Raw genomic sequence first — 25,572 nt, 5'->3', positions numbered from 1 at the left:
TCTATATTATTGTATAAAATCAGCTTCCGTTTTTGCTCGTACTTCTTCAATGGTTACACCTGGCATTAACTCGACAAGCTTCAATTGCTTATCCACTACTTCAAATACCGCAAGTTCCGTGAAAATCATATCAATACTTCTTGTCGATGTAATCGGATATGTACATTCTTTCAGCAACTTGCTACTGCCGTCTTTTGACGAATGACTCATCGTCACAAATACTTTCTTTGCACCAACCAATAAATCCATTGCACCACCGACACCCATAATATTCTTTCCGGGTACGGCCCAGTTCGCAATAACGCCAGTCTGATCGACTTGAAGCGCACCTAGAATTGCTACATCTATATGCCCTCCACGAATCATTGCAAAGGAATCTGAACTATTGAAATAAGAGGCACCAATTGCTTCCCCGACTGGTAGCTTTCCTGCATTTACAAGGTTTGGATCGATATCCGCTTCCCCCACATCTGTTACGCCAAGCAGGCCATTTTCCGTATGCATGTAAATATCCTTTGCATCCATATATTCCGCAACGAGTGTAGGAATACCAATTCCTAAATTCACAACACAAGGTCCTTCGAGTTCAGCTGCTACACGCTTCGCGATTAAATGCTGCATATCTGTTTTACTTAATGTAGTCATTTGTTCACAACCCCTTCCTTCGTCAACACTTGCTGTGCTTGAATAATTGTATCGACATACAAAAATGGCGTCACGATTTCTTCGGGATTTAACTCACCAGGTTGCACAATTTCATCCACTTCTACAATTACTTTCTTCGCAGCTGTTGCCATAAGCGGGTTAAAGTTACGCGCAGTTTTGTAATAAACGAGATTTCCAAGGGTGTCTGCTTTATGTGCACGAATAAGTGCAACATCTGCACGAATCGCCTTTTCAAAAATATAGTTCACTCCATCAATCACTCGTTCTTCTTTTCCTTTTGCAAGATCCGTTCCAACACCAGTTGTCGTGTAATATCCGCCTAGTCCAGCACCACCAGCACGTAGAGATTCGGCTAATGTACCTTGAGGTAGCAACTCTAACTCGATTTCTCCTTTTTGATACTTACCCCCGACATCCCGGTTACTCGTAAAATAAGAACCAATCCCTTTTTTGATTTTGTTTTGATTGAGTAAAATCCCAAGACCTTTACCCGATTCACCAAGATTATTACTAACAATCGTTAAATCTTTCACATCTTTTTCTGTTAAACCTTCTATTAATGAAAGAGGTGCCCCTACTAATCCAAAACCACCTACTAAGACGGTATGACCACTCTCTACACAAGCTAAAGCATCCTGAATGTCACTGATAACTTTTGACATATTAAACTCTCCTTACTTAGTTGCTAACTTTAATGAATCGCTTATTTCAAACCATGCTGGAATTCCAGCGGTTAACACGCAAATATACCCAACATCCGCAAGTTCTGCTTCCGTTACACCTACTGCTCTCGCTTTTTCTATCCAAGGAACCGCATCTGCTCCTCGTAGTTGTGTAATATAGTTTCCAACCATATTTAAATGCTTCATACGCGTAGACACACGGCCTTCTCCAAGAAGCTTTTTTTCTATTCTTGCTTTGTCACCACTTTGAATGATTGCAAGAGATTCTACTAAAAAGTTAGTATCCTCGTCACCTAGCCATGTAATTATCGTCTCGAAAATCTCTTCAATCGTCTCTGGATCCTTTTCAGAATGTACTATTCGCTTCCCTTTTAGCTCAAGTGCATAAGCAAGTCCCTCTAGCGATACTTTTAAAGCCGCTGTTCCTCCGTATAAATAAGAAACTAAAAAGTACTCCACTAGTTCAGGAATCGTCGACCCAAAATCGATTGCGCCTTTCGTGTGATAACCCATACTGCGTGCATACAATCGAGCAGCGTTCATACTCGCTAAAAGCACATCTTTTTCCTTGCGGGATAATGCACCATCTTGCATAATCTCTCCGCGTAATCCCGTATAATGATCGAGCACAATCGGGCTATAATCATGCATTTTCTGCACCCAACCTGGAACCTCGTCGTACACTTCTTTAAAATATTCCAATCCTTTACTCATTATTTCACTCCTAAGTTTCGAATTATTTTAAAACCTCTGGGTATTCAAACTGATTGATACCAAATATGATTGGAAGAACGAAATACACAAACAAAACAATTAGAACATATGCCAATACCGTCAGACCCGTCCCTTTTCTCAGCATATCCATCATCGTTATTTTGCCGGTTGCAAATATGATCGCATTCGATGGCGTACCAATCGGTAACATAAATGCAAACCCAGCTCCCATAGCTACCGCTGTCATAAGCGGAAGCGGGTGAACATTCATTGCAAGCGCCAACGCTGCAGTAATTGGAACAAGAATCGTTACAGTCGCTGTATTCGGCGTCATTTGTGTCATACCGATACCAAGCAATGTAGTAACACCAAGAATCATAAGGTAAGAAGCACCATCTAGTAATAGTAATTGGCTACCAATCCAGGTCGCCAGATCCGTTCCGTTAAAACCTGCAGCAAGTGCAAGCCCACCACCAACTAAGAGCAGAACATCCCATGGCATATTCTTGAGTGAATCTTTTCCAAGGATACGTTCGCCCGGTCTATTAGATGATGGAATAATATGTAGTAGAACCGCGGCTACCATAGCAATCATCGTATCGCTCAAACCAGGGATGATATCACTCCATAGGAATGTTCTCGTCATCCACATGAATCCAGTTAAACAGAAAATGGACAATACTATTTTTTCTTCATACGACATTTTACCAAGTTCTTTTTTCCGATCACTTACAAACTGACGACCGTTCTTAATTTTTTTAACCTTCATTGGATAAGCAATTTTTGTAATATAGAAAATAGAAAACAGCATCAACAACGCAGTCAGCGGAAAGGCAAAGAGAAAAAATTGGGCGAAGGATATTTCAAACCCTAATAGTTCCTTGGAAAGTCCTGCAAGCACAAGGTTCGTCGGTGTTCCTATCAAGGTTGCGCTTCCGCCAATTGTTCCCCCAAAGCCTATTGCAAAAATAATTGATTTCGTGAACTTCATTTCTTCTTCTTTGGAATACACATTATCTTCTTTCATGAGAGTCACGACTTTTGCGATGATGGCCGTACCAATCGGAAGCATTAGCATAACTGTGGCCATATTCGAAACCCACATTGATATTAAACCTGTCGCTAACATAAATCCTAGAACTAGCCCCGGAGTACTAGTCCCCACTGCACTGATAATCGTAATCGCAATTCGTTCATGGAGATTCCAGCGCTCCAAAGCTAAAGCTAGCGCGAACCCTCCGATAAATAAAAAGATTAGAGGGTTTCCGTAGCTAGCAGCAGCAACACCCTCTCCGACCGCCCCCATCACTGGCAATAATACTAGAGGCATTAGAGAAGTAATACCTAATGGGATTGATTCCAAAATCCACCATACAGCAATCCATGCAGTAATCGCGAGGACAGATCGCCCTTGGTCACTCAGTTGTGGAAGAGGCAAGAAAAACAGTATTAATAGAAATGATAGTGGCCCTAAAAAGAGACCGACAAATTGCGTTGTGCTATAGGAATTATTTCGTTTTGTCTGTTCGTTCTTAGTGGTGCTCATTTTTCCAACCGGCAATTCAGAAGATACCATCCCTGCACTGCTGTGATTCCGAAGCTCCGCCATTGTCACTAGATCTTTCGTTTGCTTGTGGGACTTCCACAGAATCCTATTTAAATTTCCCAACGAAAATTTCATTTTTTTCTCCCCTTAAACCCTTTGTAGTTGTCCATTATAGTTTTTGTAGAAATACATCCATTGCTATTTGAATATCTTCCCGCTTTTCAAATACCATCGTGTAATGATTACAATCCGACACAACTGTCTCTATTTGCTTTGTATGCTTCCTAGTTTCTTCATAATCTGTTAGGTAAAAAAGTGGTGGCATTGAACCAATATTGCCTTTCGCGTAAACGAGCAGCACCGGACATTCAATTTGGGAACAAATCTCTTTCGGACTAAAATTATAGAAGCTATTAAAATCAGCAACTATGCGTGCTTCTGTTGATTTATTTTCCCAATGGTCTCCTGCAGGACCCACTTCGTATTCAACTGTTTCTTGTAACACATCATTCCACTCGATACCTAAGTTCGAGTAAATCTTCTGAATTTCTTCTGTGTAATGCGATTTTGAAGTAAACTCTCTACTAATTCTTCCTAGAGATGGCTGTACAATTCCTCGTTGGTGTTCCGTCGCTTTTGCAGCGCCGTCCAGTAATATCAAACCTTTCACTGACTTCAACCGACTTGCAACAATAGCTGAAATAAAAGCACCCATTGAATATCCTAATAGAATAGGACTTTCTAACTTCAACTCATTTATTAAACCGACAATATCATCCGCATGTTTGAAAATCGACGGCTCTTCATCCGTTTCATCACTGTTCCCACGCCCGCGCAAATCAATTGAAATAAAACGATATTCTCCTTTGAGTCTTTCTGCGTAGTAATGCATGTTCTTATGTGTCCCGGTTAATCCGTGGATTGCAATGATTGGTCCTTTTTCCCCTGGATAGTCGGCAACTTGTATAGCTTTTCCATTTATATTTACTTTGTAAAAATCCATTATCGCACCCCTTTTCGTACGTTATTCGTACATAATTACTTAATACGTACAAACTATATTTTTATTGTATCAAAATTATCTAAAAAGTCTAACAGAAAATAGCTGACAAGTTTTACTCGACAGCTATGAAATTAATATCTTATTCAGTTCGCATGACAAAGTTTAAGGTAGCTTCTTTATGGTCACCCTTATCTATCAGTTTTGTAGTAAGCGTTGAACGAACACCACCGGCAACATCCGTTTCTAACCATTGGTCTCCTTCAAAGAACACTTGCGTAATTAATGTCTCATGTCCCTCATGTTCGAACTTAATATGAATATGCGCTGGACGGTATGCATGATAACCGGCAGCAAATGTAAATTCACCAGTAGGTCCATTTGTTGGAATTTGATATGGAATTGGTACGATTGATTGTACTTCAAAATCTCCATTCTCATCTGTGTAGAACTGCCCTCTTAAATTGAAATCTGGTGCAGTAGAATCATAGTTTGAATATAATCCATCTGCATCGTCTTGCCACCACTCGACCTTCGTTTTTCCAATCGGTCCATTTACAGAGCTAACGTTTCCGAAAAATTTCAATTTATCTCCTGGCTCATCTGGACGTTGTGGAATCACAACTTTCGATCCTTCTAGTAAAGGTGAGTTTTCTTCATAGTAAGGTCCAAGTAACGATGGCTCTGTTCCGGGAGTATTTTTATATTTTGCTTCTAACACATATGTTTCTACAAAAACGTCTAAGAATAATGGAATCTCTCCACTTCTACCTAGTCGATCTGCCCAGTTCACAAAGTTCGTATACTCTTCATGGTTAAACTGTTGCTCTTCTAAGAATGCTTTCATATGTTTTACAAATCCTTCATACGCTTCTAATACTCTTGCGTTTTTTACTGCTACTTCTGCCATTTCTATTTCCCCCTCAAGTTTTGTTTGATAATCCCCAACCATACAACACCAATTGTAAGCGTATTCATTTAGTTATAAAAAAATAAAAATTCTTCGTACAGCACTTGCAAATTTCCTATTAGCATTGTACGATATACGTACAATAGTTCTTTATTCGTACAATCTTATTTTAACATGAAGGGTGATAGCTTTGTCAATAGAAAAGACAGACAATTTCAAACAGTCGGGAGACTACATACAATCATTGGAGCGTGGACTTCAAGTAATCCAAGCATTTTCACAAGAAAACCAAGCACTCACTATTAGTGATGTATCGAAACTAACAGGACTTAGTAGACCTACAGCTCGTAGAATATTATTGACGCTTGAACATCTAGGCTTCGCCGTATCCAACAACAGTTTGTTTACATTGACAGCTCGTACACTATCACTCGGTTACGCATACTTATCATCCAATAATAAGTGGAGTATTGCTCATTCATTCATGCGTGATTTTGTCAATCAAACCGGAGAATCTTGCTCCATTTCGATTCTAGATGGTACAGATATCATTTATGTAGCACGTGTTTCCACGAAACGAATTATGTCCATCAACTTAGACGTAGGTTCACGCCTACCAGCTTATGCAACATCCATGGGCCATGTCCTACTGGCATACTTGCCAAAAGAAAGATTAGAAAAATATTTAGAGTCCTTCGATTTCGAAAAATTTACAGATAAAACAATCGTTGATAAAGAGCAGCTGCTGACTATGCTAGAAGAAGTTCGAGAAAATGAATGGGGTGGTGTCGATCAGCAGTTAGAAGAAGGTCTTCGTTCCATCGCAGTACCACTTCGAGATGCATCTGGAAAAGTATTCGCTGCTTTTAACTGCTCTGTTCATGCTGGTCGAGTATCTAAAGAAATATTGCGTGATGAATTCTTGCCACTACTGAAAGAAACCGCAGAGAAAATCAATCAAGCTATGGCAATTACAAACGACTCAAGATATGTGTAGGCTTTAGGTAATTACTCAAAAAAAATCCAGGCAAACTAAATTGTTTCTGCCTGGACTATTTTTTGACTGCTGTTCTTATTCCAAATGCTACCAACACAATACCTACAATTACATTCAATCCTTTCAGAACAACTGGCTCTACAAAAACAAATAGAAATGTCCCTAAAATTGAAATGATCGTTAGAAAAAAGAGAGTGGATAATACTGCACCAAGTCCAAAGGAATACATATCCTTTTGCTTTAAACCTTCTTCTACTAGTTTCGTAGACAAAACGCCAGCCCAAAATAGAATTGTCAATGGATTGGAAAGCGTTAAAACAATCGTTTTAACAAATATTATTTCTATACTTTGTTCAGCGTGAAAATCTAAACTTGGAATTATGGAAAACCCAAAAACTCCTATGACGGTACTTAAACCAAACAAAACAAGAACCGCTGCCCCAAAATAGCGAATGACCCCTTTCATTCTTGGATACCTATTAAGCATCTTCCCTATTCCAAAAATTGCTGCAAGTATATAGAGACTATCAACGATCGCTGCCCCCAATACACCTGTTTCTGCAGCAACAAATCCGGAAGTAGCTGCAGTTTGAAAAATAAACAAACAGATTGGTCCAACTGCAATCTGCAAAAACATTCCAAATCGAAACCCTTTCCAAATCATCAGCTATTCCCCTACCTATTTAACTTCTCTTTTAATGTAGATAATACGATCAAAGTATTGGAGGTTTGAACTCCTCGAATCGATTTTTGCTTTTCACTTAGGAAAACCTCTAAACAAAATCCAGATCAGAAACAACTTTCATCGTCTCTGACCTGGATAATTCAATTAACAACATTCTAACTATAAAGATTATTCGTTCTATTTTATGCTATAATCATTTTACAATTGCATAGCAGGGTGGGCGGTTGGTCACTTCCTTTCAAGGAGGTGATGCCAATGACCACATTCGAAGCAATCAGTTTGTTAATACAGCTTAGTACTGTACTGTTAGCGACTTTTTCAATCGTTGTGACATTGATTATTTTCTTTGATCAAAAGAAATAACCGTCCCCTGAGCTAAAGGTTTGACGGTTATTTTTGACCTGGACCAACCGCTCTTTCTGCGGTTTGCAGTTGTGAGGCTGGATATTCGCGTATCCAGTCTTTTTATTGTATGTTCCTAAATTCATTATATACAGAAACTTTGTTGCATTCAACACATACGAACGTATAATTATTCTTCTTGTATGAATTTCACCACTTCGTTTCCACAGTTATTACAGACCATCAGATGTGGACAAATTTGATCTCTCGCTGTATTTGGATACCCATCACCCATTTTCACAGTCTCTTCATCGTTATAATGTCCATATGGATCTAAAAAGTCAGATACCTTACCTGAGTCATCTAATTGCGTATCACAATTGGGGCAGGAAACTTCTAATTTTTTTAATGAGTTACATAAAGGACACATTGCCATAAGTATCACTCCTTTTAGCTTAAAACTATAGTATCCATTTTTTATCAATACTATGTAAAAGGTAATTGAAGGTTTCCCCAAAAGTAGAGAGTCTAAATTAAAAGGGACACGTTTAGTTGTGTCCCTTTTAATCTTTATACTTAATTGATTTTAAAATGACTTACTTCAGTTTGTAATACTTCAGCTAAATGTGCTAATGATTGTGCATTGGAAGAAATTTCTTGGTTTGCAGCAAGCTGTTCTTCAGTTGCAGCACTCGTATCATTTGCTCCATCTGCTGTTTGCTGTACAAGAAGTGCAATTTCTTTTGAAGCTGTTGTTACAGTTGCCGATACGGATTGAACTTCTTTGATCGCGCTAGAGACAGATTCTATTTTCGAACCTACTACTTCAACTGCAGCTTCAATTTCCACAAATACTTGACGAGATTGATTGGAGGCATTTAGTCCTTCCTTCACTTTCTCTCCACCTATATCAATTGATTTAACAGCTTTGCCCGCTGCCAATTGTATAACTCCAATCATCGACTCAATTTCAGAGGCAGAGTTTTTAGATTGCTCGGCAAGTTTTCGTACTTCCTCAGCTACTACTGCGAAGCCTTTGCCATATTCCCCAGCTCTAGCTGCTTCGATAGCAGCATTTAACGCAAGCAAATTAGTTTGCTCAGAAATTTCGGTGATTAATGCAGTTACTTTTTGAATTTGGTTTGAATGTTGTTCCATTTCTTTAATAATGTCAGAGGATTCTCTTATAGTGGCGTCAATTGTATTCATTTGATCAGATACTTTAGATACTACCTCAGATCCATTATTCACCAATTCCACAACAGAGTTTGCGGCTATTTCCATTTCTTCATTACTTTCAGAAATTTGGTTAACAACATGACCCATATTTACCATGGAATCATTATTTTTCTCTACTATGCGCAGTTGTTGTTCACTGCTAACCATTTGTTGCTCAGCAGATGTTGCAACCATTTGAGAAGATGCAAGACTCTCTTCAGAGCTTGCTGAAAGCTGCTCTGCACTAGACGCAAGTTCTACGGAGGAATCTCTCATTCTTGTAACCATTCCTCTTAAGTCCTCTAACATCTTGTTGAACGTACTAGCTAAAGTACCTATCTCATCTTTATTTTTAATCACGACACGATCAATCTGTAAATTTCCTTCCGATATTTCTTTCATGGAATCGGTCATTTTACGAACTGGTTTTGCTATACCTTTACTTATTAAAGTTGAAATAACAACTCCTACAACAATTGCTATTACTATAAGAACAAATATCAACGTAAGTGTTAGTTTTGCTAACTCCTCAAGTTCTACAGTTGTTTTATCTACTGCATCTGTCATATATCCTTTCATATCGGCAATAGCAGCCATTAACTCTTCTACTGTATATTTACTATTAAGTTTGGCAATTTCGGGATCATCGCTAGGTACTGTTTCCCTAGTAATAGCCTTATTCAATGAAGCGTAATGATTCTCTAATTCTATTATTCTATCAAGAAATGCTTGGCCTTCTGAAGATAATTTCATATCATTAATTCTGCTAGCAGTTTCTTGGAATCCTTTATCGAATTCATCAGTTAAACCTTCTACTGCAGTATCTCCTAATGCCAAAGCAAGACTTACCGTTGTCATATCCTTTTGAAAGGCAGTAAGTTCATCCAGTAGTAGTATTGGATCAATCCGATCCTCCTTTAATGATTTATATTCCCCGCTTATCCGGTTGACTGAGTATAAGCTTAATAGACCCACAATTATCAATAAAACAAGTACAGATCCAAATCCTATCCACATTTTTTTCGTTATAGTTATTTTCACCTAATTCTATTCCCTTCATTATAAAATAAAAAGACCCACTCAAATTACTTTATTCCTTCTATTGGACTAGGTCAAGAAGTATTTAGTTATTTTACAATATCTTTAGAATTTAAGAAAAAAATGCATTACTTACTATTTATATAGAAAGAAAAAAAACAGACACCATACTACACAGTGTCTGTTTTCTTTATTTCAGTTTTTAATCTTCTACTGGTAACCAGCCTTTTACATTCATCAGTCTGTCCCATAATGGATCTGGAATAACTAATTCTTCCTGAGCATGTCTAGAAAGAGTTTTACGTATTTGATCTTCCTCACCTGCTTGGACTTTCTCCATCCACTTCGGCTCCATTAGTAATTCGCGACCTAGCGCAATGAACGGGACTCCTGTTTCAAGTGCTTCTACCACTTCATCTGGTGTATGCAATGAACCTACCCCAACTACCGTAACACGATCTCCTATTTTTTCATGTATGTTAATAATTCTTGACTCTGTTTTATCTTTTTCACGGAAGGAGCCATTCCAGAAATGATTAACAGACACATGTAAATAGTCTAATCCTTGGTCTGCCAGCTTATCGACAAATTGAAGTGTATCTTCCAATTGAATCCCTGGATTACTGCCTTCTTCTGGAGATATTCGGTAACCAACGACAAATGGAGCTTTTGCATGTTCCTCCACTGCTTTTTTAACAGAATCTACAATGGCTAAAGGAAACTTCATCCGATTCTCAAGAGATCCACCCCATTTGTCGTCTCTTCTATTTGAATGTGGCGAGAAGAATTGTTGTAATAAATAAGTGTTCGCCCCGTGGATTTCTACTCCATCAAAACCTGCTTCAATAGCTCTTCTAGTAGCTTCACCAAAAGCGAGTATTGTATTGTTTATTTCCTCTTCTGTCATCTCTCTCGGAACTGCTGCACCTTCACGTTCCGCAGCAATAGCACTTGCTGAAACAGGTTGTTGGTCTGGCAGTAATTGTGGTGGCGACTGTCTGCCCCCATGATAAATTTGTATAATTGCTTTTGTTCCATTCGACTGGATAGTTTGCGCTAGTTTTTTCAATCCTGGAAGGAATTTATCATCGTCTATACTGAATTGCCCCGGAAATCCTTTACCATCCTTACTCACATACGCACAGGCAGTAATGAAAGTCCCGACTCCACCAGTACGCTCTTTATAATAAGCTAGCTCTCTTTCTGAAATTTCCCCACTTTCTTCAGAGGAATAGTTCGTCATCGGTGCGACCATTATTCGATTCTTTACTTCTACTCCTGATGGAAACGTAAATTCTTGAAAGATCTTTTCGTATTTTTGCTTCATTGTTTTAACTCCTTTACTAGCCCTTCCTGGAAAGGACAATATGTTATCTCTATTTTAATACTACAGAAGTTAGCCGAATTCTTCCAACAATCTGCCATATTAAGATTCCTATGCAGCATACTATTCGATAATCGTATGTTACATGGGGTATTATTTATTGCTCTGAAAGAAAAAGAATAGAAAAGATCAAAGAAATAGGCAACTTTCCTGTTCAAAATCGAACAAGAAGTTGCCTATTTTCGTTTAAAAAACCGCTACGAATTTTAAAATGTAAGTTTTTAAGTGCACTTTCGCTAGGCACTCTTCTTTTTAGATCAAATTTTTCACGACTTTAGACATAGTCGAGCCGTCTGCTTTTCCAGTAAGTAATGGTTTGGCAATTTTCATCGCATCGCCCATATTCATACCTTTTACAATTCCAGCCTCTGTTAGAATTGATGTAATTTCTTCTTCGCTTAACTGTTTTGGCAAGAAGCTTTTTAGTAATACTAGTTTTGCTTCTTCTTTTTCGATTAAGTCCTCACGATTTGCATTTTGAGCTCCTTCTAACGCTTGGTTCGTTTGTTTCACTTCGCGATTCACAATAGCAATTTCTTCTTCTGGTGAAAGGCTGGAACCTTTTTCTTTTTCTGCGCTATCCAGTGCTGATTTTAAGAGTGTTAGTACGCCCTTTGCTAATACGTCCTTCTCTTTCATCGCACGTTTTAATTGTTCAAATACAGTTGTTTTTATCATATTCTTATCTCTCCCTTCACGTTATAAATATATTAGTAAGTTTACGCCAATAAAGTCATAACTGCAAAAAAATGCAATATGGATGCTGCAAGTACAAAAATATGCCAGACCGCATGATGATACGTAAATCCGCGCCAAACATAAAAAACTGCACCTACTGTATAGAGCACGCCACCTACAGCCAGATAAATAAGACCTTGAGTCGATACGTTTGCTACAAGCGGTTTCCATGCAAATACCATCAACCAGCCCATCACAACATACAATAACGTCAACGTATGCAAAAAGCGCTTCACAAAATATGCTTTAAACACCGTACCAGCTATCGCAAGCCCCCACACAATCCCAAATAACGTCCAGCCAAGTGTTCCTTTTACTGCAAGGAATAAAAAAGGAGTATACGTCCCTGCTATGAAAAAGTAAATGGCTGAGTGATCCATTATCTCAAACACATCTTTCGCTCGACCCGCTGGGAACCCATGAACGAGTGTGGACGAAGCATATAACAGCACCATCGTCACTCCAAACAACGTAAAACTCACTACATGCCACGCCGTTCCTCGTGTCACAGAAGACACAATCAAAATGACAAGAGCCGCAATACTTAAAAGAGCTCCAATTCCGTGAATGATTGCATTCGCAATCTCTTCACGCTTTGAAAATATATGTGTATTACTCATCTTGGTTCATTCCTATCTGAAAGATCTTTATATCCTTATGTTATCACTTTGCTTGGATGGTTAATACTTTGTCCCATAGTCTAAATTTCTATCCGACCCTATTTAAAATAAAACAAAAAAAGAGACACCCATAAGGAATGTCTCTAATTTATTTAATTCCGAGGAATTAAAGTTTTACGATGTTTACTGCTTGTGGTCCACGTTGACCATCTTCGATATCAAATTCCACTTTTTGACCTTCGTCAAGTGATTTGAAACCGTCGCCTTGGATTGCTGAGAAGTGAGCGAATACGTCGCTTCCGCCTTCAACTTCAATAAATCCAAAACCTTTTTCTGCGTTAAACCATTTTACTGTACCTTGTGTCATTTAAATGACCTCCAAAATTTGTGATGAATAAAAAATTCACATATTACAAAAAGTACCGAACAATCACGATTACTTTTTGTAATATGTGAATTCATTGTTTCTGTTAAGCAATTTAATTATTGTTCTAAATATACAACAGTTATATATATTTGTCCAACAATATATTTTGTAGATAGCTGGTCATTCACGATGATCATGCCATCATACAAAACTGTAGCGGTACAAACCAATATCTTGGTCTACACCACTACTATTAATGAGTGTTATCTATACATATAACTTCGAGTGAATGGGAGTGAATCGTTTGTACCTTTTGTAAAAATAAATTGAGTTAAGTCAATGTTCCCTGCTTGGAATGAAGCAGCACAAGCATTCAAATATAATCGCCACATGCGAATAAATCGTTCATCTTTAGTCTTTTTCACTTTATCTAGAACATTTTCAAAGTTCTCTGACCACATATCCAGCGTCTTTTCATAATGTCTGCGAAGACTTTCCAAATCAATTAAAAGGAATTTATTTTCCGCCATATGAGTTACAAGTTCACTGACAGATGGAACATATCCTCCCGGGAAAATATACTTATCAATCCAAGCATTTGTTGCGCCTTCTTTATGAGTGGTAATTGTATGGAGAACGGATAATCCGCCATCTTCCAGCAATTCATTTACCTTTTGGAAATACTCAGTCAAATGTTCTTGACCGACGTGTTCAAGCATTCCAACACTAACGATTCGATCGAATTTCTGTTTTTTTAACTCTCGATAGTCTATTAATTGCACATCTAAAGAATCTTCTAATTGTTCTTCTAATATTCTATCTTTCACTCGTTCAAATTGTTCCGTTGACAAAGTAATTCCTGTTGCTTTCACTCCATATTTTTTAGCGGCCGTAATGATTAATTCTCCCCATCCGCAACCTATATCTAACAGCGTTTGTCCTTCTTGAAGGTTCAGCTTTTTAAGAATATGTGCTACTTTATTTTGTTGAGCAGTTTTTAGTGAATCATTAGCAGTTTTAAAATAAGCACAAGAATAAGTCATTGTTTCATCAAGCCAAAGTTTATAAAAGTCATTGCCAATATCATAGTGGAATGCAACGTTTTCTTTGCTTCGTTTCGTTGTATTAGAAATTTTCTTCAACAGACTAGCATACATCTTGCTGCCACCAAGGAAGCTTTCCTTTTTATTGTAAATAGAGGCAACCACTTCTTTTATGCTTCCTTCTATCTCAATAATTCCATTCATATACGCTTCACCGAAAGCAACGGATGCGTTTTGCATGAGTTCTGCCTTAGGGATGACATCATGGAAGATGAGGCTGAACTTTGGCGTTCCCTCTCCCTGTTGGACCTTCTCTCCATCCCAAAAAGTTACTTCCATAGGATCTGAAAAGGTATTTTTTAATAGTGTTTTATAAAAGAGTTTATCTATCAATTCTAACATCTCCAAAAATACGATTAAATATTATGATGGTTTCTTGCACAGATAATTATTCATGCAAGGTTCATTTTATTCACTTCCATTATATAACTTTTAATATAAGAAAGTCAGAACGGTTGCTCAGGTATTAGAAAGGATGCTGTCTTTTTGTAAAAATGCAAACCGCTGTAAAAATATTTAATTTTTGTTCACTGTGTCATAGACAACTCGAAAACGATCCTAAATTGTCCATTCTTAAAATCCCTTTACAGATATTTAAAAACATTTAACAAACGAAACCAACTATGATGAGGCCCATCCTCTTCTCCATTCCTGTTTATTTTTCAGAAGTCTTTAAGGAGGGTTCATATGTTTGCTGGGCACTTTGGAGTTGCCGCTGCAATAAAAAGTAAAACTCCAGAACTACCGCTTTGGTCACTATTGGTCAGCATGCAATTGCTTGATATTGCGTTTATTCCATTTGAAGGACTTTTCTACAACTCACTTACAAGGGTTTATCCTTCACTACCTGATTGAGGGATTCCCTCTAAAACTACCCTAAAATTCACCAACTATTTTTTAATATTAGATTAAACCTCATTTACTTATGATATGGTTCACCATGATGTATCTAAATGAGGTTCTTTATATTATTGCGGATCACCTTTCTAATTTACATTTACTGGATCTAGATGACTCAATGTAGTTTAAGAAGCCTTCCTCACCTTTATTGATTTCTTGGCACCTTCTTTTGGAATCGCAGAGAGAATATGGAGCATTCCACAGTGTACTCTTAACGAACCGGATTCGATAATCAAGTAATTCGTTCGGACGCTATTTATTATTCTTAAATAATTGTATTTTTCATACTTACTATGCATAATTGTAATATCTAGCTTTGTAGGAGGAATACTGAATGGATTTCGACCAGCTTCATTACTTTCAAATATTAGCCAATGTAGGAAATTTCACAAAAGCTTCTGAAGAATTAAGTCTCTCACAGCCCGCGCTCAGCCGTTCTATTTCGCGGCTTGAAGAAGAATTAGGTGTTCCTTTATTTGATCGAAAAAGCCGTGGGGTGGTATTAAACCGATATGGTAAAGTTTTTCTCGAACATGCAAATCGATCAGTATCCGAAATGGTGGAGGCTAAACAAAAAGTCAACGATATGGTCCATCCACACTATGGAACGATTTCACTTGCTTTTATTCAAACACTGGGTTCAAGTTATATACCTGATTTAATTCATGATTTCCAAAAGGAATTCCCAAGAATACAATTTCAATTATCTCAAAATATCACAAGCAATATTTTTGAAGAATTAAATACTGCAAATATCGATATTGGCTTCTGTTCACAACAAGAATCTTCTGATCATCTAAGTTCTATACCGATTTATACCGAGGAGTTATTTTTAATTGTCCCTGTCAGCCATAGACTAGCTAATAAAGAAGAAGTCCATTTAAGTGAAGTTGCCAATGACCCGTTTATATTTTTCAAACCAGGTACTGCTCTCCATGATTTGATTGAGAATCTTTGCCACAACGCTGGCTTCCATCCAAAAAAAATATTTGAAGGGTTTGAGGAGAGAACAGTCTCTGATTTGGTCGGGGCAAATTTAGGGATTGCTCTTATTCCCTTGTTACCTGCTCTTGATAAAAGCAAGATATCAATCATTCGCATACGGGAACCTAAATGCTTTAGAAGCATTCAAATGGTTTGGCGAACAAATGGTTATCAATCACCTGCAGTATCAAACTTTATAACATTTGTAAAAAAACATGATAAGGTGTTTTAATTCTCATACTGGATAAATACCGTTAACTTCCGGGGAATTTTGTCACAATTAGTCCCCCTTCACTCACCTTTTACTTTATCGACTTTAACGTCACCTCGCTCTTCCACTTCTCCACTTTGTTCCCCTGCCTCAAGGTTTTTCTCATTTTCACAACCAGCTATAGAGAAATGAGAAACCGCTAGAAGAACATCGAGAAGAACGTTTTCATTTATCAAAACTACTATTTTATTATAAGTTCCCCTCATCTTTCCAAGCTGACAATCTTAGAAAATCACATGACAAAAACCAGTCTTACGTATGATAAATTCCACGTTATGTATAAATAGCTTTCTAGTAAACTCCATATATAATAATCCTTTTTCAAGTGACCTTTATGCAATCAGGCTCTATTGATAATCAAAGTGCAAAGGCTAGAAAACATCTTTCTATCAAAAAGTGGTATTACCATATTGCATAAATACCATAACAATTATAAATACTTATCCATATACATAAATTGTTATAATAAAATAATTAATACTTTCTGTGTAGTTATTCACAATCCAAGTATTTCCTATCTTATTTATCAATAGTCTATCTGTAGCAAAAGTAAGGCTATCAAACAATCATTATTTTTTTTCATATTTTAAAAAAGGAAGAACATGACACAAATAGAATGAACATTCTAAGCAAAATGAGTTCTCTTTATTATAGATTTCGAGGAATAAGTTGAATAAAGAAATTGGTGGAATCGTCTTTCACCTTGTTCCTTGTGATAACGTGCATGTTATCTTTATTTCAAGATTTTATTTAAGTATGAAATTAACTTAGAAAGGCGGGAATAGGATGGCATCTACTCATCTGAGTTATGATCTAGACATGATTGTTACATGGGGAGACTGTGACGCTGCTGGGATCTCTTATTATGCAAAAAATTTCGAGTGGTTTACAGATGCTTACATGCAACTGCTAGCTCATTACGGATTCTCTTACATGGAAACATTCCATCACAATGAAATTTCTTTGGTTTGTTTAAAAGCGGATAGCCACTTCAAAAAAATGGTTAAACCTTTAGAAAAGATTACTGTACGAGCATCCTTATCAATGCTTACACGTACACGAATGAGTTTTACTTATCAAGTTTTCAAAGAGAATGACGAACTCGCATCTGAAGGGGAGACTTCTCATGCATTCGTAAATGTACAAGGAAAACCATTAAATCTCCAAAAACAATTCCCAGATTTATGGGAAAGATTACATCGTATATCTACTAAATTTACTAGTCCGCAAGTACAGCAGGCTGATGGGGGCAATAAGCATGCATAAAGAACGTATCGTTGTTACAGGAATGGGCGCCATTACCCCGATAGGAATAGGTGTAGCATCTTACTGGAAAAATCTAATTGCCGCTCAAAGCGGGATCACTTTCATAAGTCGATTTGATACAACCGACTTACAAGTTAAAATCGCGGCTGAAATACAAGACTTTTCGCCCGCAGACTTTTTGCCAAAAAAACTCGCAAGGAATACGGATATTTTTATGCAGTTTGCTTTAATAGCAGCTGAAGAAGCACTAGCTGATAGTCATGTTCATCTAAATCCCGAACGAATTGGAATTGTCCTAGGAACAGCCCTAGGGGGTATTTCTACGGTAACTAGTACACAGGAACACTTGACAAAGAGCGGCAGTTATCGGGTAAGTCCATTTGTTGTACCTAAAATGTTGGGAAACATTGCAGCTGCACAAATATCGATCACCCACAATATACAAGGTCCAAGTTTAACTGTGAATACTGCTTGTTCATCTGGAGCTGATGCTATAGGTATGGCTTCTATGCTCCTAAAATCAGGGCAAGCTGACGTCGTAGTAGCAGTTGGTGCTGAGTCTATTCTGACCTCATTAATGGCTGCAGGTCTTTCTTCTGCAAAGGCACTATCCACTGAAAGCGAGCATCCCGAGAAGGCTAGTCGTCCGTTTGATTTACTTCGGAATGGTTTTGTAATGGGTGAAGGGGGAGGCGCTGTTGTTCTTGAAAGATTAGATTTTGCAAAAGAACGGGGTGCAGAAATTAAAGCAGAATTATTAGGATATGCGAGCAATACAGATGCCTATCATGTCACATCTCCAGAACCTACTGGCCGCGGTCAAATCCTTTGTATGCAAAAAGCGATAAAAGAATCCGGTCTAGAGCCGTCCCAAATTGATTATATAAATGCTCACGGTACTTCAACCAAGGTGGGTGACCGAATTGAAACAAATACAGTCAAGACGGTCTTTGGAGAACTGGTAAAAAAAATCCCTGTTAGTTCAACAAAAGGTGCTACCGGCCATTTGATGGGTGCTGGCGGAATAACAGAAGTCATTGCATGTATTAAGTCCATTCATGAAGGCATCGTCCCTCCAACATTAAATTATGAACATCCAGATCCGGAGTGTGAGCTTGACTATGTACCAAATCAAGCTAGAAAAACGGATGTACGGATAGCGATGTCTAACGCTTTTGGATTTGGCGGACAAAATACATCGTTAATCATGGGTCAATACAAGGAATTTTAGGAACTTATATATAGAGAGTAAGGAGAACGAGATTATGCCAGAATTTACATATGATGTTACGATGTTTAAACATACTTTTGAACAAGAGTATACGTATATAAATGGATTTTTACGCAATGTACATAGATATGCTAATCGCCCCGCTTTAACTGATCCTTTACGAAAAAAATCTTGGACATATGCTGATTTAAATAAAGATGTTAACAAATTGGCGCATGCCCTATTGGCAGATGACGTGCAAAAAAATGAAGTCGTGATGTACCAACTTATGAATTCCGCCGAATTTATTTTTTGTTACTTGGCTCCACAAAAAATAAGAGCGGTGAACTGTACTATAAACTTCAAACTATCCCCTGGGGAAACTGCAGCCATCATTGATGATAGTAGACCAGCCGTGTTTATCTATGATGCAGAAATTAAAGACATGGTTGAAAAAGCTTTAAAAATGGCCGATCATAACCCTCGCCGCATTGTCATGGTAGATCTATCTGGAGAAGTTGAAGTACCAGAAGACCATATTAAATTTGATAAATATGTTGCCAATCAGCCAGAAGAAAATCCAAAGGTTGACCGTCCAGTCCATATTTATGATGAAACAACAAGACTCTATACATCTGGAACAACGGGAAAACCTAAAGGGGTTCCTTTGAATAGCATTAACGAAGTTCTTTCTGCTCATGATGTAGCGATGCATTTCCCTCTCAGCCCAGTCGATAAAACGATGAACATGAGTCCATGGTTTCACCGTGGCGGAATTCATTCTGGCGGACCATGCCCAACTTTGTATATAGGCGGAGAAATTGTCATTCATCGAAATTTTAATCCAAAAAAATGTTTAGAATTTGTAGAAAAGTTTGGCATCACATTTTTAATTGGCGTTCCAGCCATTCTAAAAATGCTTTATAATGCGCAGAAGAAAAACCAAACGGATTTGTCAAATTTAAAAGGAATCGTTACAATGGGCGCGCCATTAGAGAAAGAAGATTGTATTAAATTCCAAGAAACATTAACGCCTAACATTTATAACGGATATGGAACATCAGAAGCCTTTTGGAATACGTTCCTCCGTCCAAATGATTTGCCAAATATGTCAGGCTCAGCAGGAAGATCTTGTACAGATGATGATGTAGCTGTAGTAAAAATATATCCTGATCGCAAGGCTGAACCAGATGATATTGTGGCAAAAGATGGAGCTGAAATTGGCGAAGTCATTGTGAAAGCTCCAGGCAAATCCACATATGCCTATGTAAATAAAGATGAAGAAAGCAAGCGTGTGTTTTACAAAGGATGGATTTATATCGGGGATATGGCAACTTGGGATGAAAATGAGTATATCACGATTGTCGGACGGAAAAATGATATGATCGTTTCCTCAGGTGAAAATATTCATCCAGTACAAATTGAAGAAATTCTTAATTTACACCCGGATATTGAGGAGTCTGTTATTGTAGGAGTTCCTGATAAATTAAGGGGAGAATCAGTCGTTGCTTATGTAGTTAGAAAAGACCCTGCCCTTTCCGCAAAAGACTTAGACAAATATTGTACAGATCATCCAATGTTGTCTGATTACAAGAAGCCGCGCTTTTATCGATTTATCGATGAATTACCTTATACAGCAACAGGGAAAAAACAACATTATGTTGTAATGAAATTGGCTGCTAAAGACCAAGAATTAGGCTTATTTGAAAGACGATAATTTTATAAGAAAAAATACAATAGAATTATATTTTGAGAGGGTGGACATGTAAATGAAACGCAGAGTTGTCGTTACAGGAACTGGGGTTGTTTCACCATTAGGAAATGATGTGGAAACACTTTGGAATCATATAAAAAATGGTCGATCAGGCATTAAGCGTTTGAATTCAGAAGAATACAAAGATATCAATACTCAAATTGCAGGATTTATCGATGATTTTGACGCAGAAAAATATCTTGATAGAAAAGAAATCAATAAGTATGACTCGTTTACCCAATATGCTTATGCTGCGGCTGTACAGGCATTAGAGCAAGCCAATCTCCAGTTAGAAAAGGTGAATAAGGATCGGATTGGAATCTATATTGGTTCTGGGATTGGCGGTCTTCAAACATTACTACATAATTATGACCTATTGAAAGAAAAAGGACCGAAACGAGTATCTCCATTTTTTATTCCAATGATGATTAGTAATATGGCAGCAGGAATAATCTCGATAAAAACGGGATTCCGTGGACCAAGTTATTCACCTGTTTCTGCTTGTGCAACTAGTAACCAAGCAATCGGTGAAGCTTATTTAAATATTGCTTATGGTCATACAGATGCTATTTTAGCAGGAGGATCAGAGGCCGTAATTACTCCGCTTGCTTTTGCAGGATTTTCTAAGATGAAAGCAATGAGTGTCCAAAATGATGTACCAGAAAAAGCAAGTAAACCTTTTGATGCCAATCGAGATGGGTTTGTTATGTCCGAAGGTGCCGGTGTGTTATTTTTAGAAGAATATGAACATGCCAAAAACCGCGGGGCTCACATTCTCGGTGAAATCATTGGATATGGGTCTACAACAGATGCCTATCATATTACTTCTCCAGATTTTAATGGAGCCGCTAATGCTATCCAACTTGCCTTAGAAATGGCCAATATAGAACCAAAAGATGTTGATTATATCAATGCACATGGAACAGGTACTCCAGTTGGTGATATTTCTGAAACAAAAGCGATTAAACAGGTATTTGGAGACAAAGCAATGGATGTGAAAGTCAGCTCTACTAAATCAATGACAGGTCATTTATTTGGTGCAGCAGGAGCCGTTGAAGCCATTATTACACTTAAAGCCATGGCAGAAAATATCGCTCCACCCACTATTAATTATGAAAATTCTGATCCTGAATGTGATTTAGATTATGTACCAAATCAAGCCGTAGAAACCAATATTACGATTGCCTTGTCAAATGGATTTGGTTTTGGCGGTCATAATAGTGTGCTAGCATTCAAAAAATAAATAAAACAGTGATATGGACAGACCCCTTCAGTTTCTTAAAGGAGTGACACCAATGCCAGTTTACAACAAACTAGTACGCGACCTAATACCACAAGTCATCGAAAACTCAGGCAGCAAATTAAATACACGCACACTTGATCCTTCCGAACACTTAACGGAAATAAAGAAAAAGCTATATGAAGAAGTACAGGAATTCCAAGAAACGATGAACCACCAAGATGCACTAGAGGAACTAGCCGACATTTTGGAACTCATTCATGCTGCCCTTCCAATTCATGAGGCAACGTACGAGGACCTGGAGAAAATCCGCATCGCTAAGAAAGAAAAACGTGGTGGATTTGAGAAAAGAATATTTTTGATAGAGGTTGAGGATGAATAAGTTATGGCTTATTACATCGAATCTCATTCAGGATTTAACAAAGCTATCTGCTGGTGCATCTAGCATTTACTGGGCGACTGCATTCGCTAATCCTAGGGGCATCCAACCTATGTGCTTCTGCACTGCAAAGAGATGTTGATATATTCAATAGCCACACCTGCATCATCCGGTATGTTTTGATCATTTAATACGCGATAGATATGTAGCATGGAATTATCCAATGAACGGATTTCTAACTGGCTTGTCCCTCTACCTAGCTTCAATTTAAATTGCTCTAAAGTATGAGTATCTAGCTCTTCCTGATCCACATGAAGTAGAAATTTCTTTTTTACTTGTCAAATATACAAATCATTCAACATTCCCCTAGTTGGAAAGGACACTAATATTAACCACTCTAATCACCTTAATATAAATTATGCTCCCTGTTTTAGACACAACTTCGACACTATTCCGAATAGTTTCTATGTTGTACCTAACACAGGGAGTTTTTACAATTTAGATTCCGCTCTGGTTTTTACTAATCGCCTATTTTTAGTTAATTCTAATAATGAAATATTTTTTTCGACTGTTCTGTTCCTCACTCTTCAGACAATTTTCTAATCATAGAATATACTTGTTGTGCACTGATAGCTTCTTCAAATTCAACATGATGCTCTTTCAATGTATCAAAGAATTTTTTTTGAATATCTACAATTCGTTGATCTTCTAATCTCATATTTTCTGCTTTTGTTTCAACAAGTAAATACACGCTTGTATCATCTTCTTTTTCAATCATATAAATAAAGTCTGGTGTTGTGGAGCCGCCAGTATATTTTGGAACCTGGATTGCTCGTTTAGGCAGCTTTCCAAAAACAGTTACTTTTTCATTATATCCATGTCTTAATAAATCTCTTTCAGGTGTTACACTATCGTATCTCATTGGAGGAAGTTCATAAAGATAGCGATCGTCTTCTTGTGCTTGTTCATCTATATTTACTCCAATAACTTCTGCATTGATATCATCCACGAAACGATCCAGTTCTGGATTATAAATCGATGTACGGGCTTGGAAATCTAATTTTTTGTATTCATAAGCTTGTACAAATTCTTCATTAAACCGCTTTTTAAACTCTCGGGTGATATTGTTAATCGATACTTCACTTAAATATCTAGCATCACCTTTCAAATCCGATTTCATAAGTTTAAGTAAATTTGCGTGAATATTTTTAACAGGAATTCCTGTAGCTATATTAATAGATTTAACAAATTTGCCATAAGCCATTCCTGGCAGATATACTCGTTCATATTCTGCTTCTTGTTCTTTTAAAATAACGCTCTTTTTATCCTGACTTGCATATACTGTTTCTCTCATTTGTATAGGTATTTCATATTCATATAAATCGGGATTTCCAACTATTTGCTCAGCTATAAAACGAACTGTATCAGGGATTCGTTCAAATTCCAACATATAGCGGTTCGAAAATTGTCGCCATAACTCTTTCACTTTTTCCCAATTTTCTTTTCTTAATTTCACTCGAATTTTTGTTGCAGATTTTTTGGTATCTACAACCCTGCCTTCACGTAGGCGATTCGAATTCAATTCGGGATATAGTTCAACTAACCATTCAAATCCATCTTTCTGAACTCCATCTATTTCTATCGCTTTTTTAAACTCATTTTTACGATTGATAACCCCTAATTCATCTAAATTCTCCAGCAATATTTCATCTGTAAAATCAGGATCTACTTTTTGTCGTTCTGTAACTATTAACTGAATCATCTCTTCTGTTAGCGTTTCTTCATTCAATTGAATTTTCACGTCACTATTGATTTCCCCTACTAATTTTTGGGCAAAATCTTTTTCATCATAACCAATTAAGAAGGCAAGTCTAGACTGACATTCATCTTGTTGAATACGGTGTCCTGTTTCATCAACAGGTAATCGCAATCCCCTACCAACTTCTTGAATCTTACTATTTTCACTACCGGAAGTACGTAATTTAGCAATAACAAAAACATTTGGATTATCCCAACCTTCGCGTAACGTCCATTTTGAAAATAAGAAACGTCTTGTTTGCCAACCACCCTTTTCATCTTTAAAACTTAGAAGTTTTTCTTTGTTTTTCAAAATATCATCTACTTCAGCTTGAATCGCTTCATCACCAGAACCTCTGTCTTCGCCAAAATATCCTGCATGCACGTTTTGTTTATCGTTACCTAAACTCAAACTTGCCTGAGTAGCTCTTAAAAACTCTAAATACTCCTGTTCTCTTGGTAGATGTTTATATTCATACTCTGCTACTAATCGAGCGATTCTTTCTTTCAATATACGTTCAAAAGTTTCTTTTAACCAACCATCTTCTTGACGATAGCTATTAATGTTATCAATGAAAAAAAGACTTAACGTTTTGATCCTCGGTGCATTGTTGTCTCTTTGATTATTTCTAAAAAAATTAGCTTGTTCAATTTCAAAATGCTTATCAATTGCATCTTTAATAATTAGCTCTTGATAAGAAGAACGATACGTTCCAGGAATCAAACTCATACCCTTTTCAAGTTCCAATTCATTACTCAACATTTTCGAACCTACGTATTCAACATCACCTTCAAACCCTGAGTCTACTTCGGCTAGGTTATCGCCAACTCGTAGTGTCCAACCCTTACCGTTCTGCTTAAGCACTAATTCTTTTGCACTTACACTGTCTACAACGTAGCGATTTTTAGCTTGTTCTTCCGTTAAATTAGGATAATAAATATCAATTCCTTTAACTAATCCATTATTAAAACTTTCAATTGCATTCAAATCGAATTGTGGATTACCACGATAATAATCCTTTTTTGTAATTTTATTTTTTCCTTTGCCTACCATCATTTCAGGAAAAGTTGCACCAAAACGAACAATCATTTGAGGTTTAATGGCTTCAATCGCTTGATAATTTGCCTTATTTCTTGGAAAACGGTGCGGTTCATCAATAATGACAACTGAGCGAGTATTTTGAATCCCTTCAATTGGGTTTGTCACGCCACCAATCAATGTCTGATCATAATCATTTTTCTTCATACTCGAAGAATTTAACATTCCGGCATTTATCAAAAGTACTTGAATCGTATTTGAATTTTGTCTACTTCCCTCAACGAAATTAAGTAATTGTGCAGGGAAATTTTTTCGTCCAGATTTAGTTTTAAAATCTCCCGCATTAATTACATTTAGTTCAATTCTTGTATTCTCGTAAAATTGAGAGAAATGTTGTTTCGCATAATCACTTTGTATGAAATTTTTAGATCCTTCTTTAATTGCGGGACTTGGGACTACAATCACAAATTTAAAAATACCATGTTGTTGATGCATTTCGTACATCAATCTTGTATATACATATGTTTTCCCCGTACCTGTCTCCATCTTTACATCAATGTTGGTCAATTCATTATATCTCCCAAGAATTAACGGGTTAGCATAGATATCATTCATTTCGGGTTCACTAGAAGTATTATCTATTCCTGTGAAGCTTTCCATAATGGCTTTAATACTATCTTCTTGGTGAGGTAGTTCTTCTAATAATATCTTCATATCGTACT

Annotated in this window: 24 protein-coding genes and 1 pseudogene; 9 read left to right on the top strand and 16 right to left on the bottom strand. The window is 37.2% G+C overall.

Annotated features, from left to right (window positions below):
- Positions 1 to 6: 6 nt before the first annotated feature.
- From ACIQYS_RS10435 to ACIQYS_RS10410, 6 genes are all read right to left on the bottom strand, one after another.
- A complete protein-coding gene (locus ACIQYS_RS10435) occupies positions 7 to 645 on the bottom strand; it encodes a 3-oxoacid CoA-transferase subunit B (protein ID WP_402978801.1) in 639 nt (212 codons plus the stop codon).
- Complete coding sequence (locus tag ACIQYS_RS10430; protein WP_402978798.1) at positions 642 to 1,328, bottom strand: CoA transferase subunit A; 687 nt, start codon at positions 1,326 to 1,328, stop codon at positions 642 to 644. The genes ACIQYS_RS10435 and ACIQYS_RS10430 overlap by 4 nt, the downstream gene beginning before the upstream one ends.
- Positions 1,329 to 1,340: 12 nt before the next feature.
- Positions 1,341 to 2,063, bottom strand: a complete 723-nt coding sequence (locus ACIQYS_RS10425) for a carboxymuconolactone decarboxylase family protein (RefSeq protein WP_402978795.1) — start codon at positions 2,061 to 2,063, stop codon at positions 1,341 to 1,343.
- 22 nt (positions 2,064 to 2,085) lie between these two features.
- Positions 2,086 to 3,744, bottom strand: a complete 1,659-nt coding sequence (locus ACIQYS_RS10420; RefSeq protein WP_402978792.1) for an SLC13 family permease — start codon at positions 3,742 to 3,744, stop codon at positions 2,086 to 2,088.
- 34 nt (positions 3,745 to 3,778) lie between these two features.
- Entirely contained in the window at positions 3,779 to 4,612 is an 834-nt protein-coding gene (locus tag ACIQYS_RS10415) for an alpha/beta hydrolase (RefSeq protein ID WP_402978789.1), read from the bottom strand.
- A 139-nt stretch (positions 4,613 to 4,751) separates the two neighbouring features.
- The gene (locus ACIQYS_RS10410) at positions 4,752 to 5,519 is read right to left on the bottom strand and encodes a dioxygenase family protein (RefSeq protein ID WP_402978786.1); all 768 of its coding nucleotides are present in this window, start codon (positions 5,517 to 5,519) and stop codon (positions 4,752 to 4,754) included.
- 190 nt (positions 5,520 to 5,709) lie between these two features.
- Here ACIQYS_RS10410 and ACIQYS_RS10405 point away from each other — a divergent pair, with 190 nt between their 5' ends.
- Entirely contained in the window at positions 5,710 to 6,516 is an 807-nt protein-coding gene (locus ACIQYS_RS10405) for an IclR family transcriptional regulator (RefSeq protein ID WP_402978783.1), read from the top strand.
- 55 nt (positions 6,517 to 6,571) lie between these two features.
- Here ACIQYS_RS10405 and ACIQYS_RS10400 read toward each other — a convergent pair whose 3' ends face one another.
- Complete coding sequence (locus ACIQYS_RS10400; RefSeq protein WP_402978780.1) at positions 6,572 to 7,180, bottom strand: LysE/ArgO family amino acid transporter; 609 nt, start codon at positions 7,178 to 7,180, stop codon at positions 6,572 to 6,574.
- 276 nt (positions 7,181 to 7,456) lie between these two features.
- Between ACIQYS_RS10400 and ACIQYS_RS10395 the strand changes: the two genes are divergently transcribed.
- Entirely contained in the window at positions 7,457 to 7,564 is a 108-nt protein-coding gene (locus tag ACIQYS_RS10395; RefSeq protein WP_402978777.1) for a putative holin-like toxin, read from the top strand.
- 169 nt (positions 7,565 to 7,733) lie between these two features.
- Here the strand turns inward: ACIQYS_RS10395 and ACIQYS_RS10390 are convergent, their stop codons facing one another.
- From ACIQYS_RS10390 to ACIQYS_RS10360, 7 genes are all read right to left on the bottom strand, one after another.
- Entirely contained in the window at positions 7,734 to 7,979 is a 246-nt protein-coding gene (locus ACIQYS_RS10390; RefSeq protein WP_402978771.1) for a hypothetical protein, read from the bottom strand.
- 140 nt (positions 7,980 to 8,119) lie between these two features.
- Positions 8,120 to 9,802 carry a methyl-accepting chemotaxis protein gene (locus tag ACIQYS_RS10385; RefSeq protein ID WP_402978766.1) on the bottom strand — a complete coding sequence of 561 codons (1,683 nt, stop codon included), beginning with the start codon at positions 9,800 to 9,802 and terminating at the stop codon, positions 8,120 to 8,122.
- 199 nt (positions 9,803 to 10,001) lie between these two features.
- Entirely contained in the window at positions 10,002 to 11,126 is a 1,125-nt protein-coding gene (locus ACIQYS_RS10380) for an NADH-dependent flavin oxidoreductase (RefSeq protein WP_402978763.1), read from the bottom strand.
- A 309-nt stretch (positions 11,127 to 11,435) separates the two neighbouring features.
- Complete coding sequence (locus ACIQYS_RS10375; protein WP_402978760.1) at positions 11,436 to 11,861, bottom strand: GatB/YqeY domain-containing protein; 426 nt, start codon at positions 11,859 to 11,861, stop codon at positions 11,436 to 11,438.
- A 41-nt stretch (positions 11,862 to 11,902) separates the two neighbouring features.
- Positions 11,903 to 12,541, bottom strand: coding sequence for a PAQR family membrane homeostasis protein TrhA (trhA, locus tag ACIQYS_RS10370; RefSeq protein ID WP_402978757.1), 639 nt, complete (start codon positions 12,539 to 12,541; stop codon positions 11,903 to 11,905).
- Positions 12,542 to 12,707: 166 nt separating this feature from the next.
- Positions 12,708 to 12,908 (bottom strand): cold-shock protein, encoded by a 201-nt coding sequence (locus ACIQYS_RS10365; protein ID WP_402978754.1) that lies wholly within the window; start codon positions 12,906 to 12,908, stop codon positions 12,708 to 12,710.
- A 263-nt stretch (positions 12,909 to 13,171) separates the two neighbouring features.
- Positions 13,172 to 14,344: a class I SAM-dependent methyltransferase gene (locus tag ACIQYS_RS10360; protein WP_402978751.1), complete on the bottom strand. Its 1,173-nt coding sequence runs from the start codon at positions 14,342 to 14,344 to the stop codon at positions 13,172 to 13,174.
- Positions 14,345 to 14,698: 354 nt separating this feature from the next.
- On the opposite strand from ACIQYS_RS10360, the pseudogene ACIQYS_RS10355 reads away from it, so the two are divergent.
- Together ACIQYS_RS10355 and ACIQYS_RS10350 are read left to right on the top strand one after the other, a co-directional pair.
- Positions 14,699 to 14,809, top strand: a pseudogene (locus ACIQYS_RS10355) (permease); the annotation flags it as partial.
- 436 nt (positions 14,810 to 15,245) lie between these two features.
- Complete coding sequence (locus tag ACIQYS_RS10350) at positions 15,246 to 16,127, top strand: LysR family transcriptional regulator (protein ID WP_402978748.1); 882 nt, start codon at positions 15,246 to 15,248, stop codon at positions 16,125 to 16,127.
- Between the two features lie 59 nt (positions 16,128 to 16,186).
- On the opposite strand, the gene ACIQYS_RS10345 is transcribed toward ACIQYS_RS10350, so the two are convergent.
- Positions 16,187 to 16,372 carry a hypothetical protein gene (locus ACIQYS_RS10345; protein WP_402978745.1) on the bottom strand — a complete coding sequence of 62 codons (186 nt, stop codon included), beginning with the start codon at positions 16,370 to 16,372 and terminating at the stop codon, positions 16,187 to 16,189.
- A 580-nt stretch (positions 16,373 to 16,952) separates the two neighbouring features.
- Between ACIQYS_RS10345 and ACIQYS_RS10340 the strand changes: the two genes are divergently transcribed.
- From ACIQYS_RS10340 to ACIQYS_RS10320, 5 genes are read left to right on the top strand one after another with little or no spacing between them, the layout of a single operon-like run.
- Positions 16,953 to 17,432 (top strand): acyl-CoA thioesterase, encoded by a 480-nt coding sequence (locus tag ACIQYS_RS10340; RefSeq protein WP_402978742.1) that lies wholly within the window; start codon positions 16,953 to 16,955, stop codon positions 17,430 to 17,432.
- Positions 17,425 to 18,663, top strand: a complete 1,239-nt coding sequence (gene fabF, locus ACIQYS_RS10335; RefSeq protein WP_402978739.1) for a beta-ketoacyl-ACP synthase II — start codon at positions 17,425 to 17,427, stop codon at positions 18,661 to 18,663. Before ACIQYS_RS10340 ends, fabF (ACIQYS_RS10335) begins: the two co-directional genes overlap by 8 nt.
- Positions 18,664 to 18,697: 34 nt before the next feature.
- Positions 18,698 to 20,359, top strand: a complete 1,662-nt coding sequence (locus ACIQYS_RS10330; RefSeq protein ID WP_402978736.1) for a class I adenylate-forming enzyme family protein — start codon at positions 18,698 to 18,700, stop codon at positions 20,357 to 20,359.
- A gap of 52 nt (positions 20,360 to 20,411) precedes the next feature.
- Positions 20,412 to 21,638: a beta-ketoacyl-ACP synthase II gene (gene fabF, locus ACIQYS_RS10325; protein WP_402978733.1), complete on the top strand. Its 1,227-nt coding sequence runs from the start codon at positions 20,412 to 20,414 to the stop codon at positions 21,636 to 21,638.
- Between the two features lie 52 nt (positions 21,639 to 21,690).
- A complete protein-coding gene (locus ACIQYS_RS10320; RefSeq protein WP_402978731.1) occupies positions 21,691 to 22,017 on the top strand; it encodes a phosphoribosyl-ATP pyrophosphohydrolase in 327 nt (108 codons plus the stop codon).
- A gap of 577 nt (positions 22,018 to 22,594) precedes the next feature.
- Here the strand turns inward: ACIQYS_RS10320 and ACIQYS_RS10315 are convergent.
- Positions 22,595 to 25,564: a type III restriction-modification system endonuclease gene (locus tag ACIQYS_RS10315; protein ID WP_402978728.1), complete on the bottom strand. Its 2,970-nt coding sequence runs from the start codon at positions 25,562 to 25,564 to the stop codon at positions 22,595 to 22,597.
- Positions 25,565 to 25,572: the final 8 nt, after the last annotated feature.

This window comes from Psychrobacillus sp. NPDC096426 (assembly GCF_044762745.1).
GTDB lineage: Bacteria > Bacillota > Bacilli > Bacillales_A > Planococcaceae > Psychrobacillus.
Note: the sequence above shows the minus strand (reverse complement) of the source record. Positions and strands in the feature narration are given on the sequence as shown.